We start from the raw sequence: 17,112 nt of genomic DNA on the forward strand, positions 1-17,112 counted from the left end.
TTCGGTGTGACTCAGTGCGGTGAGGTTCGAGGTGGTCAGGCGCGGGCGGCGGCCAGGGACTCCCGGGCCTGCTCGGCGACGTTCGCGGCGGTGAAGCCGAACTGCTCGAAGAGGACGTTCGCGTCGGCGGAGGCGCCGAAGTGCTCCAGGGAGACGATGCGGCCGGCGTCGCCGACGTAGCGATACCAGGTGAGGCCGATGCCGGCCTCGACGGCGACGCGGGCCTTGACCGACGACGGCAGGACCGACGCGCGGTAGTCGGCGTCCTGCTCCTCGAACCACTCGACGGACGGCATCGACACGACGCGGGTGGCGACGCCCTCGGCCTCCAGCGTCTCGCGGGCGGCGACGGCGAGCTGCACCTCGGAGCCGGTGGCGATGAGGATGACGTCGGGGGTGCCGGTGGACGCCTCGGCGAGGACGTAACCGCCCTTCGCGGCGGCCTCGTTGGCCTCGTACGTCGGCAGGCCCTGGCGGGAGAGCGCCAGGCCGTGCGGGGCCGGCTTGACCGAGCCGCGGCGCAGGATCTCGCGCCAGGCGATGGCCGTCTCGTTGGCGTCGGCGGGGCGGACGATGTTCAGGCCCGGGATGGCGCGCAGCGAGGCGAGGTGCTCGACGGGCTGGTGGGTCGGGCCGTCCTCGCCGAGACCGACGGAGTCGTGCGTCCAGACGTACGTGACGGGGAGCTGCATGAGGGCGGACATGCGGACGGCGTTGCGCATGTAGTCGGAGAACACCAGGAAGGTGCCGCCGTAGATGCGGGTGTTGCCGTGCAGCGCGATGCCGTTCATCTCGGCGGCCATCGAGAACTCGCGGATGCCGAAGTGGACGGTGCGGCCGTACGGGTCGGCCTCGGGCAGCGGGTTGCCGACGGGCAGGAACGACGACGTCTTGTCGATGGTCGTGTTGTTCGAGCCGGCGAGGTCGGCGGAGCCGCCCCACAGCTCGGGGATGACCGGGCCGAGCGCCTGGAGGACCTTGCCGGAGGCGGCGCGGGTGGCGACCTTGGTGCCGGTCTCGAAGGCGGGCAGGTGCTGCTCCCAGCCCTCGGGGAGGCGGCCGGCGAGGATGCGGTCCAGCGTCGCGGAGCGCTCGGGGTTGGCGCCCCGCCACTCGGCGAGCTTCTTGTCCCAGGCCGCGTGGGCCTCGGCGCCGCGGTCCAGGGCGAGCCCGGCGTGGGCGGCGACGGCGTCCTCGACGGCGAAGTGCTGCTCGGGGTCGAAGCCGAGGACGCGCTTGGTGGCGGCGATCTCCTCGGCGCCGAGCGCGGAGCCGTGCGAGCCCTCGGTGTTCTGCTTGGACGGGGCGGGCCAGGCGATGATCGTGCGCATCGCGATGAGCGACGGCTTGTCGGTGACGGCCTTGGCGGCGGCGAGCGCGGCGTGCAGGGCCGCGACGTCGACGTCGCCGTTCTCCTGCGGGGTGATCCGCTGGACGTGCCAGCCGTACGCCTCGTAGCGCGCGAGGACGTCCTCGGAGAAGGCGGTCGCGGTGTCGCCCTCGATGGAGATGTGGTTGTCGTCCCAGACGAAGACGAGGTTGCCGAGCTTCTGGTGGCCGGCCATCGAGGAGGCCTCGGCGGAGACGCCCTCCTCCAGGTCGCCGTCGGAGACGATGGCCCAGACGGTGTGGTCGAAGGGGCTCTCGCCCTGGGCGGCCTCGGGGTCGAACAGGCCGCGCTCGTAGCGGGCGGCCATCGCCATGCCCACCGCGTTGGCGACGCCCTGGCCGAGCGGGCCCGTCGTGGTCTCGACACCGGCGGTGTGGCCGTACTCGGGGTGGCCGGGCGTCTTGGAGCCCTGCGTGCGGAACGCCTTCAGGTCGTCCAGGCTCAGCTCGTAGCCGGACAGGAAGAGCTGGGTGTAGAGGGTCAGGCTGGTGTGGCCGGGCGACAGGACGAAGCGGTCGCGGCCGGTCCACTCCGGGTCGGCCGGGTCGTGGCGCATGGCCTTCTGGAACAGGGTGTACGCGGCGGGGGCGAGGCTCATCGCCGTGCCCGGGTGACCGTTGCCGACCTTCTGCACGGCGTCCGCCGCCAGGAGGCGGGCGGTGTCGACGGCGCGCTGGTCGAGCTCGGTCCACTCGAAGGGGCGCTCAAAGGGGTCGAGGCCGTCGGGTGTCTGCGTGCTCATCTGTATGACTTCCTTCGCATCCGTTGTCTATCAAAGGCGCCGCGAGGCACCGGTCGCCAGAATCCAAAGCTCCTGGTCGCGACAGGTTCAAATCTAAAGGTCATACTTTTGGGGTGACAGGTGGCCCCGTGCCAGCGTTCGGTGAAAATGGGACAGCAGAAACGTCCGACACCGAGGAACACGCATGCCGGAGCAGGGCCCCGCACATCCGAGCGCACATCTGGGACCGACGGAGCACATCCGTACGTATCCCTTCGACCCCGCGGAGAGCCTGTCCGGGGTCGGCATGCGGGTCGGACCGATAGGGACCGGCACCCCCTGGGAGGGGAACGCCGCCCCGTCCCGGCGGGCCCACCGCATCGACTTCCACGTCCTGCTGTTCTTCCGCGAGGGCCCGGTCCACCACATGATCGACTTCACCGAGTACGAGGTCGGGGCGGGCGACATCCTGTGGATCAGGCCGGGGCAGGTGCACGGCTTCTCCGCCACGGAGACGTACGTCGGCACGCGGCTGTCGATGCAGCCCGGCTTTCTGCCGCGCGCCATCGTCGAGGCGACCGGCATGTACCGCTACGACCGGCCGCCGCTGCTCCACCCGGACGAGCCCCAACGCACCGCGATCCAGGCGTCGTTGGAACAGTTGCAGCGCGAGTACCTGGACACCACGACGCTCCCCCTGAGCCTGCACACGAACGTCCTGCGCCACGCGCTGACCGCCTTCATGCTGCGCGTGGCGCACGTGTCGGCGCAGGCGGCGGCCGACGCCCTCGAACCGCAGGCCGACACGACCTTCACCCGGTTCCGGGCGGCCGTGGAGAAGCAGTTCACGACGAACCACAGCGTCAGCGCGTACGCCGACGAGCTCGGCTACTCGCGGCGCACCCTGGTCCGCGCGGTGCGCGCCGCGACCGGGCTGACCCCGAAGGCCTTCATCGACCGGCGCGTGGTCCTGGAGGCGAAGCGGCTGCTCGCCCACACCGATCTGCCGGTGGGCCGGATCGGGGCGGCGGTGGGCGTGCCCGACTCGGCGAACTTCTCGAAGTACTTCCAGCAGCACGCGGGGGTGACGCCGGCCGGGTTCCGGTCGGAGCAGGTCTGAGGGTCCGAGCAGGCCCGAGGGTCCGAGCAGGTCCGAGGGTCCGAGCAGGTCCGAGGGTCCGAGCGGCCCGACCGTCGACAGGGCCCCGCCGACGGTCGTTTCATCCTGTGCAACAGGGGGTTGACCGTTCCCCCCTGCCCTCGTACGGTGCTCGCACCCCCGCAGGTATATCGATTAACCATCCCCCGGTTGGAGACGTACCGCTGTGCCCTCACCGCTAAGCCGACGCGGATTCCTCGCCGCCGGCGGCGCCGTCGCCGCCGCCTCCGCCCTGTCCGGCTGCTCCTCGCTCGCCGCGGCCGACGACGCCCCCGACACCCTCGTGGTGCACAGCCAGCTCGGCACCACGGCGCCCGGCTCACCCACGTATCTCGCGGCGCTGGACCGGTTCCGCAAGGAGTCCGGCCTGAAGGTCCGCAACCTCGTCAACGGTGACGACCTCGCGCAGGTCTACGAGACCTCGCGGCTGGCCCGCAAGGAGCCGGACGTCGTCATGGTCAACCTCTACGACAAGACGCTGGCCTGGACGGACGTCGGCGCCACGGTCGACGTCAAGGACTACATGGACGACTGGGGGCTGCGCGGGCGGGTGCGGGACGTGGCGCTCGACGCCTGGACCGACGCCAAGGGCCGGCTGCGCGCCTTCCCGTACTTCGCCACGAACTGGCCGGTGGCCTTCAACCGCTCGCTGCTCGACCGGGCCGGCGTCGACCGGATCCCCGTCACCGGCGACGAACTGATCGGTGCCTCAAGGAAGTTGCGGGGCAAGGGCCTGTCCCCCGTCACGGTCGGCGGCAACGACTGGACCGGGCAGAAGCTGCTCGCGCAGGTCATCCAGACGTTCCTGAGCCAGGACGAGGCCCGGCACGTCTACACGACCGGCGACTTCAGCGGGCGGAACGCACGCCGGGGCATCGAGTACTTCGTCGAACTGCGCGACGCGGGCGTCTTCACCGACAAGGCGCAGGGTTTGACGTCCGACACGATGACGACGCAGTTCAACACGCAGGCCGCCGCGATGCAGTCGGCGATGTCGTCGGCGCTGGCGAAGGTCCCGGACACGGTGGCCCGCCACACGGACGTGGGCGGCTGGCCGGTGGCGCCGGGCGCGGCGCACGACAAGCCGACGATCATCCGCACGTACACCCTGATCGGCTTCTGGATCAGCCCGAACGGCACGAAGAAGATCGACGCCGTCGAGAAGTTCCTGAAGTTCTTCTACCGCGAGGACACCGTCGCCCGGTTCATCAAGGAGGCGGGCCGGGACATGGCGCTGCGCTCGGACGCGGTGAGCACCGGCTTCCCGCTGGTGGCGGCGGCGCAGCGGCTCGGCAAGGACGTCAGCGAGGTGCTGCTGCCGGACGTGTACGTGCCGCCCGCGGCGAGCCAGCCGCTGATCACCGCGACGAGCACGTCCTTCACGCGCGGCACGAGCGCGGCGAAGGTCCGCTCGGTCCTCGAAGCCGCCTACCGCGGCGTCTGACCGCCCGCCCCTCCCCTCCTCCTCTTCTCCTCCTTCGCAAGGGAGTTGCTCATGGCGACTACGACGTCGACGGCGGCGGGCGGCACGGCGGTCCGCCGACCGGCCCCGCCCTCCCCCGCGCCCGGCGCCCGCCCCCGCCGCCAGGGCGGCACGGGCCTCGCGGTGCCCGCGCTCATCTGGTACCTGGTGTTCATGGTCGGCCCGCTGGTCGCCATCTTCGTGGTGGCGGCGCTGCACTGGCCGGGCATGCTCCAGCCGGTGTCGTTCGCCGGGTTCGACAACGTGCGGACCGTCTTCGCGGACCCGGTGTTCTGGGACGCCGTACAGAACACGGCCGTCCAACTGGCCGTCGCCGTCCCCGTGATGGTGATCTGCGCGTACATGGTCGGCTACTACGTGGCCCAGCGCCCGCCCGGCCACCGCGTCATCCGGTACCTGCTCTTCATCCCCGGACTGATCTCGACGCCCGCCAAGGCGATGGTCTTCTACGCGGCCCTGTCCCCCGACGGGCTGCTCAACGGCGGCCTGAAGGCGGTCGGCCTCGGCTCGCTGACCGACGCCTGGCTGGCCTCGCCGTCCACCGCGCTGGCCTGTCTCATCGCCCTCGACATCTGGGCCGGCATCGGCTTCACCGCGGTGCTGTTCGCGGCCCGGCTCGGCAGTGTGCCGGAGGAGCTGGGCGAGGCGGCGCAGCTGGACGGGGCCGGGCACTGGCGTGCCATGTGGCGCATCCACTTCCCGGTGATCCGGGAGTACGTGGGCGTGGTGACGATGCTCCAGTTCCTGTGGACGCTGTTCGGTTCTGCGCAGCACGTGCTGCTGCTCACCCAGGGCGGTCCGGGCAGTTCGTCGACGACGCTGTCGTTCCTCGTCTACCAGAAGGCGTTCATCGCGGCGGACCTCGGCTACAGCCAGACCGTCGGCGTCATCCTCTTCCTCGTCGGCCTCGCCGGACTGCTCGCCATCCGGCGCGTCTTCCGCCAGAGCTACTGAACCGATCGGAGCCGTACGTCATGAAGTCCTCGGCCCGTACGCCCGCCCGGTCGAAGTTCGGCCGCTCGTGGCTGCCCGCGCACATCCTGGTGTGGCTGTACGCGGTGCTTCTGGTCATCCCGCTGTACTACTTCGTCGCTTCGGCGTTCAAGTCGAACGACGAGATCTTCGCGCATCCCTTCGCACTGCCGACGTCGTTCTCGTTCCACAACTTCTCGACGGCGTTCACCAGCGCCGATCTGGGCCTCGCGGTGGTCAACTCCGCGCTGGTGACGGTGTTCTCGCTGGCGCTGACGCTGCTGCTCGCGATCCCGGCGGCGTTCGCGCTGGCCCGCTCCACGGGGCGGCTCGCGTCGGCGGTGGAGAAGGTGTTCTCGCTCGGGTTCCTGATCCCGACGTTCGCCGCACTGTTCCCGACGTTCCTGCTGGCCGCCGCGACGGGACTGTTCCACACCCGGATCTTCATGGTGCTGTTCCTCCCCGCGACGGCGATGCCGCTGTCCGTCGTGATCCTGGTGCAGTTCATGCGGACGATCCCGAAGGAGATGGAGGAGGCGGCGCGGCTCGACGGCGCGTCGACCTTCGCGGTGCTGCGGCACGTGTACACGCCGATGTGCCTGCCCGGCATCGCGACGGTGCTGCTGCTGAACTTCCTGACGTTCTGGAACGAGTACCTGTACTCGCTCGTCATCATCGGCCCGGACCCGGCGCAGCGCACCGTGCAGGTCGCGCTGCCCACCCTGAAGTCCATCACGGGCACCGACTACGGCGTGCTCACCGCCGGAACCGTCCTGACCCTTGTCCCGGTGTGGGTGGTCTATACGGTGCTGCAGAAGCGGATGCAGCAGGCACTGGTGAGTGGGGCGGTGAAGATGTGAGCGGGGCGAAAGCGGGTGCGCGGCCGACCATCAAGGCGGTGGCGGCGGCGGCCGGAGTGTCGACGGCGGCCGTGTCGCAGGCGTTCAACGACAAGGGGCGGCTCGCCGAGTCGACCCGGCAGCGGATCCTCGCGGCGGCGCTCGACCTGGGCTGGTCGCCGAGCGCGTCGGCGTCGGCGCTGCGCAGCGCGCGGACCCGGACGCTGGCGCTCGTGGTGCGCAGGCCGACCGATGTACTGGGCGCCGACCCGCACTTCAGCGAGCTGATCACCGGTATCGAGGGCGAGCTGGCGCCACGCGGCTACGGCCTGCTGCTGCACCTGGTCGCGGACGTCGCCGAGGAGAGCGCGCTGTACGAACGGCTCGCCGCCGAGAAGCGGGTGGACGGCGCGGTCCTCACCGACGCGCGGGCCGACGACCCGCGCCCGGCGCTGCTCGCCCGGCTCGGACTGCCCGCCGTGCTGCTCGGCGCCCCCACCCCGGGGGTGCCGGCGGTCGGGCTCGCCGACCAGGGCGCCGGTGTGCGGGAGGTCGCCGCGCACCTGCGGGAGTTGGGGCACCGGAGGATCGCGTACGTCGCGGGCCCCGCCGAGCTCCAGCACACCCGGCTGCGGCTCACCGCGTTCGAGGAGGCCCTGGGGTTCGCCCCCTCGGCGGTCCTGCACACCGACTTCAGCGAGGCGGCGGCCGTCGCCGCGACACAGGAACTTCTCGCGCGCGCCGAGCGGCCGACCGCTCTCGTCTACGCCAACGACTCGATGGCGGTGTGCGGTATCGGCACCGCCCAGCGCGCGGGTCTGCGGGTCCCCGAGGATCTGTCGGTCGTCGGCTACGACAACCTGCCGCTGGGTCGCTGGCTGCACCCGCGGCTGACCACCGTCGACCAGCAGGTGCAGCGGGTCGGCGCCGCCGCCGCGCGGGCGCTGCTCGCCCGCTGCGGCGAGGACGTGCCCGACGCGCCGCTCGACGGCCGCCCCGGCTTGGTCGTCCGCGAGTCGACCGGCCCCGCAACTCCCGCCTGAAACACAGCACTTCAACCGCACTGCAACGGAGCTACGTACCACCATGCGACGCCACAGCGCCCACCTGACCCACGACGCCGCCGTCCTGCCCTGGCTCGGCACCAACTTCTGGTCCCGCACCGGCGGGCCCCTGATGTGGCGCGACTACGACCCGAAGGTGGTCCGCGAGGAGCTGGCGGGCTTGCGCGAGCACGGCCTGAACATGACCCGGTCGTTCTTCTACTGGCCGGACTTCCACCCCGAGCCGCACCGCATCGACGAGGAGCTGTGCGACAGGTTCCGCGACTTCCTCGACGCCCACGAGGAGCTGGGGATGGGGACGGTGCCGACGTTCATCGTCGGGCACATGTCGGGCGAGAACTGGGACCCGGCGTGGCGCGGCGGCCGTGACCTGTACGAGGACGTGTGGATGGTGGGCCGCCAGGCCTGGTTCGCCTCCCAGATGACCCGCCGCTTCAAGGACCACGCGGCCGTCACCGGCTGGCTGATCACCAACGAGATGCCGGGCTACGGCCGCATCTACCAGGTCGACCCGCCGCACAGCGATGTCGTCACCGCGTGGGCGCAGGCGATGTGCAACGCGGTGCGCGCGGCGGGCGCCACCCAGCCGGTCTCGCTGGGCGACGGCGCCTGGGGCATCGAGGTGACGGGCCGCGACAACGGCTTCTCGCTGCGCGACACCGCCGAGTACGTGGACTTCGTGGGCCCGCACGTCTACCGCTCGGACACCGACCGGGCCCGCCAGCACTACCGGGCGGCCTTCGAGTGCGAGCTGGCGTCGGTGACCGGCCAGCCGGTCGTCCTGGAGGAGTTCGGCCTGTCCACGGACACGGTGTCCGCCGAGAACGCGGGCGTGTACTACCGGCAGACCCTGCACAACTCGCTGCTGGGCGGCGCGACCGGCTGGATCGCGTGGAACAACACCGACTACGACGACCTGTGGGACCGGTCCCCGTACGACCACCACCCCTTCGAGATGCACTTCGGCATCACGGACAGCACGGGCGCCCCGAAGGCGCCGCTGCGTGAACTGGCCTCCTTCGCCGAGGTGTTGAAGGGCGTCGACTTCGCGCGCTGCCGCCGCGCGGACGCGGACGCCGCGTTCGTCGTGCCCGCCTTCCTGGAGCGCGGCTACCCGTACAGCCGCCCCGCCGACCGCCCGCTGATCTTCAGCTCGCTGCACCAGGGTTACGTGGCCTCGCGCGCGGCCGATCTGCCGGCCGCGCTGACGCGGGAGGCGGACGGGATCGCGGAGGACGTACGCCTCTATCTGCTGCCCGCCACCCGGCAGCTGACGACGCGGACCACGCGGGCGCTGCGCCGCAGGGCCGAGGAGGGCGCCACGGTCTACCTGTCGTTCTGCTCGGGCGAGCACCCGGGCACGCGCGGGCCGTGGTTCGACGACCTGGACGGCCTGTTCGGGGTCGAGCTGCAACTGTCGTACGGCGTGGCGGAGCCGATCGAGGACGACACCCTGGAGCTGACGTTCCGGGAGGACTTCGGCGGCATCAAGGCAGGTCAGACGCTGCGTTTCCCGGTCGCGGGCAACGAGGACAGCCGGGCCTATCTGCCGGTGGTGCCGACCGACGCGCGGGTCGTCGCGGTGGACGGGCACGGCCGCCCGGCGCTGCTGTGCCGCGAGACCGGGCGCGGCCGCACGGTGCTCGCCACGTACCCCCTGGAGCACATGGCGGCGCGCACGGCGCGGGTGAACCCGGAGCAGACGCACCGGCTGTACGCGGCGCTCGCCGAGGTCGCCGGGGTGGAGCGGCCGGTGACGGTGGACTCGCCGTTCGTCGGCGCCGACGTCCTGGAGCACGAGGACGGGCGCCGGTTCGTGTGGCTGGTCAGCCAGGACGACGCGGAGCTGACGGTGTCGCCCGTGTCGGCGGGCACCCTGCACGACCTGGCCACGGGCGAGCAGGTCACCGAGGTCACGCTCGGCGCCTTCGGTGTGCGGGTGCTGGAGCTGCGATGAGTACGCCCATGTACCGGGACCCTGCCGCGCCGGTCACGGACCGGGTGCGGGACCTGCTCGGCCGGATGACGCTCGCCGAGAAGGTCGGACAGGTCAACCAGCGGCTCTACGGCTGGGACGCGTACGCGCGCACGCCGGACGGGGAGTTCCGGCTGACGGAGGCGTTCCGCACGGAGGTCGCCTCCTACGACGGGATGGGCGCCCTGTACGGGTTGCAGCGCGCCGATCCGTGGTCGGGCGTGACCTTCACGGACGGGATCACGGCGGCGGACGCGGCCGCCGTGGCCGACGCGGTGCAGCGGCACGTCGTCGAGGGGACCCGGCTCGGCATCCCGGTCCTGATGGTCGAGGAGGTGCCGCACGGGCACCAGGCGCTCGACGGCACGGTCCTGCCGGTGAACCTGGCCGTGGGCGCGTCCTGGGACCCGGACCTGTACGAGGAGGCGGCCGCCGCCGCTGCCGCCGAACTCCGGTCGCGCGGCGGCCATCTGGCGCTGGTCTCGGCGCTCGACCTGGTGCGCGACCCGCGCTGGGGGCGGGCCGAGGAGTGCTTCGGTGAGGACCCGTATCTGGCCGCCCGGTTCACCGAGGCGCTGGTGCGGGGCATGCGGTCGGCGGACGTCGGTGTCGTGCTGAAGCACTTCGCCGGGCAGGGTGCGACGGTCGGCGGCCGCAACAGCGCGGCGACCGAGCTGGGCGCGCGCGAGCTGCACGAGGTGCATCTGGCGGCGGCCCGCGCGGGCGTGCGGGCGGGAGCGGCCGGGGTGATGGCCGCGTACAACGAGTTCGACGGCCTGCCGTGCGCCGCGAACCCGTACCTGCTCACCGAACTGCTGCGGGAGCGCTGGGAGTTCGACGGGATCGTGATGGCGGACGGCTGCGCCCTCGACCGGCTGACACGCCTTGCCGGGGATCCGGTGGCGGCGGGCGCCATGGCGCTGTCGGCAGGTACCGATCTGAGCCTGTGGGACGGCGCGTTCCCCCGGCTCGGGGAGGCGGTGGAGCGCGGCCTGGTGCCGGAGGCGGCGCTGGACGCGGCGGTGGCACGGGTGCTCACCCTCAAGTTCCGGCTCGGCCTGTTCGAGAGGCCGTACGTGGGTGAGCGCGAACCCGGTTCGAATGTACGGGAGTTGAGCGAGCGACTTGCCCGCGCCTCGGTGACGCTCCTCGGGCACGACACCCGGACGCTGCCGCTCGGCCCGTCGGTGCGCCGGATCGCGGTCGTCGGGCCGAACGCCGACTCGGTGCCGCAGCAGATCGGCGACTACACGGCGCCGCAGCGTCCCGGCACCGGGGTCACGGTGCTCGACGGGATCCGGGCCGCCGCCGGCGCCGGGCGCGAGGTGACGTACGCGCGCGGCTGCGAACTGGTCGGCGGCGACCTGTCCGGGCAGGCCGACGCGGTGGCGACGGCGGCGGGCGCGGACGTGGCGGTGCTGGTGCTCGGCGGGTCGAGCGCCCGGGAGGCCGACACCCGGTTCGAGGCGAACGGCGCGGCCGTCGTCACGTCGGGCAACCCGGCCGGGATGACATGCGGCGAGGGCGTCGACCTGGCTGAACTCTCCCTACCTGAGGGTCAGTTGGCGCTGTTCGACGCCGTGGCGGCGACCGGGGTGCCGGTCGTGGTGGTCCTGGTGCAGGGCCGCCCGCACGCGCTGCCGGAACGGTTCGATCGGGCGGCGGGCGTGCTGTCCGCCTGGTACCCGGGGCCGTGGGGCGGGCGGGCCGTCGCCGATGTCCTGTTCGGTGCCGTGGCGCCCTCGGGGCGGCTGCCGGTGTCGGTCCCGCGCTCGGCGGCGCAGCTGCCCGTCTTCTACAACGGCAAGGACCACGGCTACCGGGGCTATGTCGACCAGCCCGCGACGGCCCGCCACGCGTTCGGGCACGGCCTGTCGTACGGCACGGTCGGCTATGGCGCCCCGCGTCTCAGCAGGTCCACCGTGTCCGTCGCCGACCCCACCGTGACCTGCACGGTCGTGGTCGAGCACACGGGCGGGGCCGCCGTGCGGGAGACGGTGCAGCTGTATGTGCGCAGGCGCTCGGGCGGGTCGTCGTGGCCGCGGGTGCGGGAGCTGCGCGGGTTCGCTCAGGTCGGTCTCGGGCCGGGCGAGCGCCGCGAGGTGGTCTTCGAGGTGACCGCCGATACGCTCGCCTCGGTCGGGCGGGATCTGGAACTCGGCGTGGAGCCCGGCGAGTTGGTGCTGGAGACCGGGCCCGCCTCCGATCGCACCCGGGGTGCGGCGCTGACCGTGACCTAGGGGCATATCGTGGGGCGCATGTCACGCACCGCCCCCACCTGCCCCTGCGGCCTTCCGCAGCCCTACGAGAGCTGCTGCGGCCGGTACCACTCCGGTCGGGCCGGGGCTCCGACGGCCGAGGCCCTGATGCGGTCGCGCTATGCCGCGTTCGTCCGGCAGGACGGGCCGTACCTGCTGCGTACCTGGCACCCGGACACCCGGCCGGCCGTGCTCGACTTCACGGACGCGCCTCGGTGGACCGGCCTGGAGATCGTGTCCACCGCCGACGGCTCGCCCTTCCACCAACACGGAACCGTCACCTTCCGCGCCCGGTACCGGGGCGGGGCGCTGCATGAGCGCAGTCGCTTTGCGCGGGTGGAGGGTGCCTGGGTGTACGTCGACGGCGACTTCATCGAGTAGGCGTTGCCGGGTGGGGGCTGATCGGTGACCGGTCCGGTGCGGCTCTCGTCGTGGCTGGTCGCGCAGTTCCCCGCGCCCCTATGTAGTTCCCCGTCTGCGGGCCGGTGGCCGCTTCTCGCGCAGTTCCCCGCGCCCCTGAGGCAGGCGCTTCGCGCCGCCTCCCCTCGGAGGCTGCGCTGTGCGCGCCTCCACATGGGGCAGATGGCGCGCCTCCGATGAAGATAGCGCACGAAGTGCGCATCTCCAGGGGCGCGGGGAACTGCGCGAGAAGCGGCCACCGGGCCGCACCCGAAGAACTGCTCAGGGGCGCGGGGAACTGCGCAAACAGCACCCGGGGGATCACGGCGCCAAGATGTCCAGTTCCTGCAAGGCACCCTCGGCGATTTCCCGGGTCAAGGACTCCGCGCGCCCCGCATCCCCTTCCCGCACGGCCTCGGCAACCCGCACATGCAGCGTCACCGCCGCCGGATCCGGGTCCTCGAACATCACCTGGTGATGGGTGCGGCCCGAGAGGACCTCGGCGACCAGGTCCCCGAGATGGGCGAACATCTCGTTGCCGGAGGCACTGAGCACCGTGCGGTGGAACTCGATGTCGTGGATCAGGTACTTCTCCAGCTGCTGCCCGCGCGAGGTGGCCACCATCCCCAGCGCGCACTCGGTGAGCCGCGCACACTGCTCGGCCGTGGCGTACCGCGCGGCCAGCCCCGCCGCCACCGGCTCCACAGCCGAGCGCAGCACGGTGAGCGAGCGCAGCTGGCGGGGCCGGTCGGTGCCGGCGAGCCGCCAGCGGATGACCCGGGGGTCGTAGACGTTCCACTCCGGCGCGGGCAGCACGGTCACACCCACCCGCCGCCGCGACGTCACCAGGTTCATCGATTCGAGGACCCGCACCGCCTCGCGCATCACGGAACGCGACACCTCGAACCGCTGTGCCAGCTCGTCCGTGCGCAACACGCTCCCCGCCGGGTACTCACCCGCGGTGATGGCGGGACCGAGGCTGTCGAGTACACGGGCGTGCAGCCCCCGGTCCTGAGTGGTCATGGGAAAAGACTAGCCCGGGCCTCAAAGGTCTGACTTTTAGATCACACCCTCTTGAATTTGTCTGACCTATTGAGTTTGAGTGTCGTACAACAGCGATGTCGATGAAGACAGACAGCGAGGCAGTACAGCGATGAGCACCCCCCATGTCGTCGTGGTCATGGGCGTGGCAGGTACCGGCAAGACGACGATCGGTCCCCTGCTCGCCGAACGGCTCGGCGTTCCCTACGCCGAGGGCGACGACTTCCACCCCGAGGCCAACATCGCCAAGATGTCGGCCGGCACCCCGCTGACGGACGACGACCGCTGGCCCTGGCTGGACGCCATCGGCGAGTGGGCCCACGGCCGCGCGGGACTCGGCGGGGTGGCCTCCAGCTCCGCGCTCAAGCGGTCCTACCGCGACCGGCTGCGGGCCGCGGCCCCCGGCGTCGTCTTCGTCCACCTCACCGGCGACCGCGCGCTCATCGAGGACCGGATGTCGCACCGGCAGGGCCACTTCATGCCGACCGCGCTGCTCGACTCGCAGTTCGCCACGCTCCAGCCGCTCGGGCCGGACGAGGCGGGCGTCGAGGTCGATGTCGCGGGCTCCCCGGAGGAGATCGCCGACCGGGCCGTGCTGGCCCTGGACGCGCTCGACTCCGCCCCCCGTTAATTTCCTGCACACCCCTCTCCCCATCCCCCTCCCCTCCTCCCCACGTACAAGGGATCAGACGTGACCAGTCTCAGCGTCGAGATGCTGGCAGCGGACGCCGTCGAACCGATCACCTCCGCTGGCCATGCCCAGCTCGGGATCGCCGTGCTCGCCGGTATCGCCGTCATCGTCCTGCTCATCACGAAGTTCAAGGTCCACGCCTTCCTGGCGCTGACCATCGGCTCGCTCGCGCTCGGCGCGTTCGCCGGGGCCCCGCTCGACAAGGTGATCACCAGCTTCAGCGGCGGACTCGGCTCCACCGTCGCCGGTGTCGGCGTGCTGATCGCGCTCGGCGCGATCCTCGGCAAGCTGCTCGCCGACTCCGGCGGCGCCGACCAGATCGTCGACACGATCCTGGCCAAGGCCGGCAAGTCGGGCGGCAAGGCGATGCCGTGGGCGATGGTCCTGATCGCCGCCGTGATCGGCCTGCCGCTCTTCTTCGAGGTCGGCATCGTGCTGCTGATCCCGGTCGTGCTGATGGTCGCCAAGCGCGGCAACTACTCGCTGATGCGCATCGGCATCCCAGCCCTCGCCGGCCTGTCGGTCATGCACGGTCTGATCCCGCCGCACCCCGGCCCGCTCGTCGCGATCGACGCGGTCGACGCCAACCTCGGCATCACGCTCGCGCTCGGCATCCTCGTCGCGATCCCGACGGTGATCATCGCCGGCCCGGTGTTCTCGAAGTACGCCGCCAAGTGGGTCGACGTCCCCGCGCCCGAGAAGATGATCCCCGCGCGCGCGTCGGAGCAGCTGGAGAAGCGCCCGAGCTTCGGCGCCTCCGTCCTCACCATCCTGCTGCCGGTCGTGATGATGCTGGCCAAGGCCCTCGTCGACATCGTCGTGGACAACCCCGACGCCACCGTCCAGCGCGCCTTCGACGTGATCGGCAACCCGCTCACCGCCCTGCTCGTCGCCGTCGTCGTGGCCATGTTCACCCTGGGCCGGGCCGCAGGCTTCACCAAGGGCAGGCTCCAGGAGACCACCGAGAAGTCCCTCGCCCCGATCGCCGGTGTGCTGCTCATCGTCGGCGCGGGCGGCGGCTTCAAGCAGACCCTGATCGACTCCGGTGTCGGTCAGATGGTCCTGGACATCTCCAAGGACTGGTCGATCCCGACCCTGCTGCTCGCCTGGCTGATCGCGGTCGTCATCCGCCTCGCCACCGGCTCCGCCACCGTCGCGACGGTCTCCGCCGCCGGTCTCGTCGCGCCGCTCGCGGCCGGCATGACCGACACCCACACGGCACTGCTCGTCCTCGCGATCGGCGCGGGTTCGCTCTTCTTCAGCCATGTGAACGACGCCGGTTTCTGGCTGGTCAAGGAGTACTTCGGGCTCAGCGTCGGGCAGACCGTGAAGACTTGGTCGGTGATGGAGACGATCATCTCCGTGGTCGCGGGCGGTCTGGTGCTGCTGTTGTCGCTGGTTCTGTAGCGGCAGGTGACATGACGAGAGGGCGGTCCGTGTACGCACGGGCCGCCCTCTCGCGTACGCGGACGGGAGCGGGCACACCGGTCAGGGCAGCCACTCCCCGTGCTCCCGCTCCGCCCACTCACGCCGTACGAAACCGGTGCGCATCCCCGCACGGGACTCCGGGTCGCCGACGGCCATCCCGATGTGCCCGGCGATGACGATGCCGAGCGCGAGCGCCAGCCAGTCGTGCACGAAGGTGCTGCCGGTACGCCAGGCCAGCGGCGCGAGATGGGTGAACCACATCAGCAGGCCGGTGCCGAGCATCACGAGGACGGCGCCGGCCAGCCAGGACGCCCACAGCTTCTGCCCCGCGTTGAACTTCCCCGCCGGGCGGTGACCTCGTTCCCGCCTCATCGCGGCCCGCAGCCACACCTTGTCGTGGCTGGCGAACCGGTTGAGGCGGCGCAGGTCCGCGCGGAAGGCGCGCGAGGCGAGGCCGAGCAGGAACGGCGCCGGGAGCAGCAGCCCCGACCATTCGTGGACGGTGACGACGAGGGCGCGGCGCCCGACGAGTTCGGCGAGCTGAGGGATGTACAGGCAGGCCGCCGTGGCCACGCACAGGCCCATCAGGGCCGCCGTCGTGCGGTGCACCCAGCGCTCGGCCGGGGTGAACCGCCTTACGCGGCCCTGGAGTTCAACCGGTGGGTGCATCGCCCCGCCCGTTCGACCGGCCGACCCAGGCGTCGACGTCGTATCCACGGTCCTCCCAGTAGCCGGGCCGCACCTCGTCGGTCACGGTGATGCCGGAGAGCCACTTCGCCGATTTGTAGAAGTACATGGGCGCCACGTACAGCCGCACCGGGCCGCCGTGGGTGTGCCCGAGGTCCTTGTCCTGCATGCGCAGCGCCACCAGGACGTCGTCGCGGCGCGCCTGCTGGAGGGTGAGGCTCTCGGTGTACGCGCCGTCGAAGCAGGTCAGCCGGATGGCCCTGGCGGTCGGGCGGACTCCTGCGGCGGCCAGGATCCGGGAGAGCCGGACGCCTTCGAAGGGGGTGCCCGGCACGCGCCAGCCTGTGACGCACTGGACGTCGCGGACGAGGCGGGTCTGGGGCAGGGCCCTCAGTTCGGGGAGCGTGTACGTGGTGGGGCGGTCCACGAGGCCGTCGACGGTGAGCCGGTAGTCGTGCTCGTCCTTGTGCGGGACGGAGGCGGTCACCGAGTAGTAGCGGAAGCCGCCGCCGGCCGGGAGCAGTCCGGTGACGCCGGTGGGGTCTTTGGAGGTGATGCTTTCGACCGCGTGCTGCAGTGCGGGGGCGGCGGCGATGCCGAGTGCTCCGGCGCCGAGCATCCCGAGGACGATGCGGCGCCCTACCGGGGTGCCGCCCTCTTTGTCTGTGCCTGTGTCGTCGTGCGGGTCCACTCCGTGATTCGAGCACGCACGGTCCGGCCGGGTCCAGGGGTCCGGCCGGGCCGTCAGCCTTCCGTCATCTTCTGCGCCCCACGCGGGTCTCTGTTCGAGCGCCGGCCGGTGGGTGGCTGGTCGCGCAGTTCCCCGCGCCCCTGGGCAGTTCCCCATCTGCGGGCCGGTGGCCGCTTCTCGCGCCGTTCCCCGCGCCCCTGGGCAGTTCTCCGCCTGCGGGCCGGTGGCCGCTTCTCGCGCCGTTCCCCGCGCCCCTGGGCAGTTCTCCGCCTGCGGGCCGGTGGCCGCTTCTCGCGCCGTTCCCCGCGCCCCTG

Annotated in this window: 14 protein-coding genes; 10 read left to right on the forward strand and 4 right to left on the reverse strand. The window is 71.7% G+C overall.

Annotated features, from left to right (window positions below):
- Positions 1 to 35: 35 nt before the first annotated feature.
- Complete coding sequence (gene tkt / locus ACFVDP_RS40630) at positions 36 to 2,132, reverse strand: transketolase (protein WP_383501785.1); 2,097 nt, start codon at positions 2,130 to 2,132, stop codon at positions 36 to 38.
- Positions 2,133 to 2,316: 184 nt separating this feature from the next.
- Here tkt and ACFVDP_RS40635 point away from each other — a divergent pair, with 184 nt between their 5' ends.
- The 8 genes from ACFVDP_RS40635 to ACFVDP_RS40670 all read left to right on the forward strand — a co-directional run bounded on the left by ACFVDP_RS40635 (position 2,317) and on the right by ACFVDP_RS40670 (position 12,242).
- Complete coding sequence (locus ACFVDP_RS40635; RefSeq protein WP_383501788.1) at positions 2,317 to 3,231, forward strand: helix-turn-helix domain-containing protein; 915 nt, start codon at positions 2,317 to 2,319, stop codon at positions 3,229 to 3,231.
- Between the two features lie 205 nt (positions 3,232 to 3,436).
- The gene (locus tag ACFVDP_RS40640; RefSeq protein WP_383501791.1) at positions 3,437 to 4,714 is read left to right on the forward strand and encodes an ABC transporter substrate-binding protein; all 1,278 of its coding nucleotides are present in this window, start codon (positions 3,437 to 3,439) and stop codon (positions 4,712 to 4,714) included.
- Between the two features lie 51 nt (positions 4,715 to 4,765).
- Complete coding sequence (locus ACFVDP_RS40645) at positions 4,766 to 5,707, forward strand: carbohydrate ABC transporter permease (protein WP_383501794.1); 942 nt, start codon at positions 4,766 to 4,768, stop codon at positions 5,705 to 5,707.
- A gap of 20 nt (positions 5,708 to 5,727) precedes the next feature.
- Entirely contained in the window at positions 5,728 to 6,585 is an 858-nt protein-coding gene (locus ACFVDP_RS40650) for a carbohydrate ABC transporter permease (RefSeq protein ID WP_383501797.1), read from the forward strand.
- Positions 6,582 to 7,607: a LacI family DNA-binding transcriptional regulator gene (locus tag ACFVDP_RS40655; RefSeq protein ID WP_383501800.1), complete on the forward strand. Its 1,026-nt coding sequence runs from the start codon at positions 6,582 to 6,584 to the stop codon at positions 7,605 to 7,607. Before ACFVDP_RS40650 ends, ACFVDP_RS40655 begins: the two co-directional genes overlap by 4 nt.
- 43 nt (positions 7,608 to 7,650) lie before the next feature.
- A complete protein-coding gene (locus tag ACFVDP_RS40660; RefSeq protein WP_383501803.1) occupies positions 7,651 to 9,585 on the forward strand; it encodes a cellulase family glycosylhydrolase in 1,935 nt (644 codons plus the stop codon).
- Positions 9,582 to 11,843: a glycoside hydrolase family 3 N-terminal domain-containing protein gene (locus ACFVDP_RS40665; RefSeq protein WP_383501806.1), complete on the forward strand. Its 2,262-nt coding sequence runs from the start codon at positions 9,582 to 9,584 to the stop codon at positions 11,841 to 11,843. The genes ACFVDP_RS40660 and ACFVDP_RS40665 overlap by 4 nt, the downstream gene beginning before the upstream one ends.
- 18 nt (positions 11,844 to 11,861) lie before the next feature.
- Complete coding sequence (locus ACFVDP_RS40670; protein WP_383501809.1) at positions 11,862 to 12,242, forward strand: YchJ family protein; 381 nt, start codon at positions 11,862 to 11,864, stop codon at positions 12,240 to 12,242.
- 339 nt (positions 12,243 to 12,581) lie between these two features.
- Here ACFVDP_RS40670 and ACFVDP_RS40675 read toward each other — a convergent pair whose 3' ends face one another.
- Positions 12,582 to 13,283, reverse strand: coding sequence for a FadR/GntR family transcriptional regulator (locus ACFVDP_RS40675; RefSeq protein ID WP_383501812.1), 702 nt, complete (start codon positions 13,281 to 13,283; stop codon positions 12,582 to 12,584).
- 130 nt (positions 13,284 to 13,413) lie between these two features.
- Between ACFVDP_RS40675 and ACFVDP_RS40680 the strand changes: the two genes are divergently transcribed.
- Positions 13,414 to 13,932, forward strand: coding sequence for a gluconokinase (locus ACFVDP_RS40680; protein ID WP_383501815.1), 519 nt, complete (start codon positions 13,414 to 13,416; stop codon positions 13,930 to 13,932).
- A gap of 60 nt (positions 13,933 to 13,992) precedes the next feature.
- Complete coding sequence (locus tag ACFVDP_RS40685; protein WP_383501818.1) at positions 13,993 to 15,399, forward strand: gluconate:H+ symporter; 1,407 nt, start codon at positions 13,993 to 13,995, stop codon at positions 15,397 to 15,399.
- A gap of 81 nt (positions 15,400 to 15,480) precedes the next feature.
- On the opposite strand, the gene ACFVDP_RS40690 is transcribed toward ACFVDP_RS40685, so the two are convergent.
- Positions 15,481 to 16,089, reverse strand: coding sequence for a cytochrome b/b6 domain-containing protein (locus tag ACFVDP_RS40690; protein ID WP_383501821.1), 609 nt, complete (start codon positions 16,087 to 16,089; stop codon positions 15,481 to 15,483).
- Positions 16,073 to 16,726, reverse strand: a complete 654-nt coding sequence (locus tag ACFVDP_RS40695; RefSeq protein WP_383501823.1) for a molybdopterin-dependent oxidoreductase — start codon at positions 16,724 to 16,726, stop codon at positions 16,073 to 16,075. Before ACFVDP_RS40695 ends, ACFVDP_RS40690 begins: the two co-directional genes overlap by 17 nt.
- Positions 16,727 to 17,112 lie beyond the last annotated feature (386 nt).

It is taken from the genome of Streptomyces sp. NPDC057694 (assembly GCF_042799415.1).
GTDB lineage: Bacteria > Actinomycetota > Actinomycetes > Streptomycetales > Streptomycetaceae > Streptomyces.

Coding starts and splice junctions, on each gene's coding strand:
- tkt (WP_383501785.1), bottom strand. CDS start 2,132: ATGAGCACGCAGACACCCGACGGCCTCGACCCCTTTGAGCGCCCCTTC.
- ACFVDP_RS40635 (WP_383501788.1), top strand. CDS start 2,317: ATGCCGGAGCAGGGCCCCGCACATCCGAGCGCACATCTGGGACCGACG.
- ACFVDP_RS40645 (WP_383501794.1), top strand. CDS start 4,766: ATGGCGACTACGACGTCGACGGCGGCGGGCGGCACGGCGGTCCGCCGA.
- ACFVDP_RS40650 (WP_383501797.1), top strand. CDS start 5,728: ATGAAGTCCTCGGCCCGTACGCCCGCCCGGTCGAAGTTCGGCCGCTCG.
- ACFVDP_RS40660 (WP_383501803.1), top strand. CDS start 7,651: ATGCGACGCCACAGCGCCCACCTGACCCACGACGCCGCCGTCCTGCCC.
- ACFVDP_RS40665 (WP_383501806.1), top strand. CDS start 9,582: ATGAGTACGCCCATGTACCGGGACCCTGCCGCGCCGGTCACGGACCGG.
- ACFVDP_RS40670 (WP_383501809.1), top strand. CDS start 11,862: ATGTCACGCACCGCCCCCACCTGCCCCTGCGGCCTTCCGCAGCCCTAC.
- ACFVDP_RS40675 (WP_383501812.1), bottom strand. CDS start 13,283: ATGACCACTCAGGACCGGGGGCTGCACGCCCGTGTACTCGACAGCCTC.
- ACFVDP_RS40680 (WP_383501815.1), top strand. CDS start 13,414: ATGAGCACCCCCCATGTCGTCGTGGTCATGGGCGTGGCAGGTACCGGC.
- ACFVDP_RS40690 (WP_383501821.1), bottom strand. CDS start 16,089: ATGCACCCACCGGTTGAACTCCAGGGCCGCGTAAGGCGGTTCACCCCG.
- ACFVDP_RS40695 (WP_383501823.1), bottom strand. CDS start 16,726: ATGCTCGGCGCCGGAGCACTCGGCATCGCCGCCGCCCCCGCACTGCAG.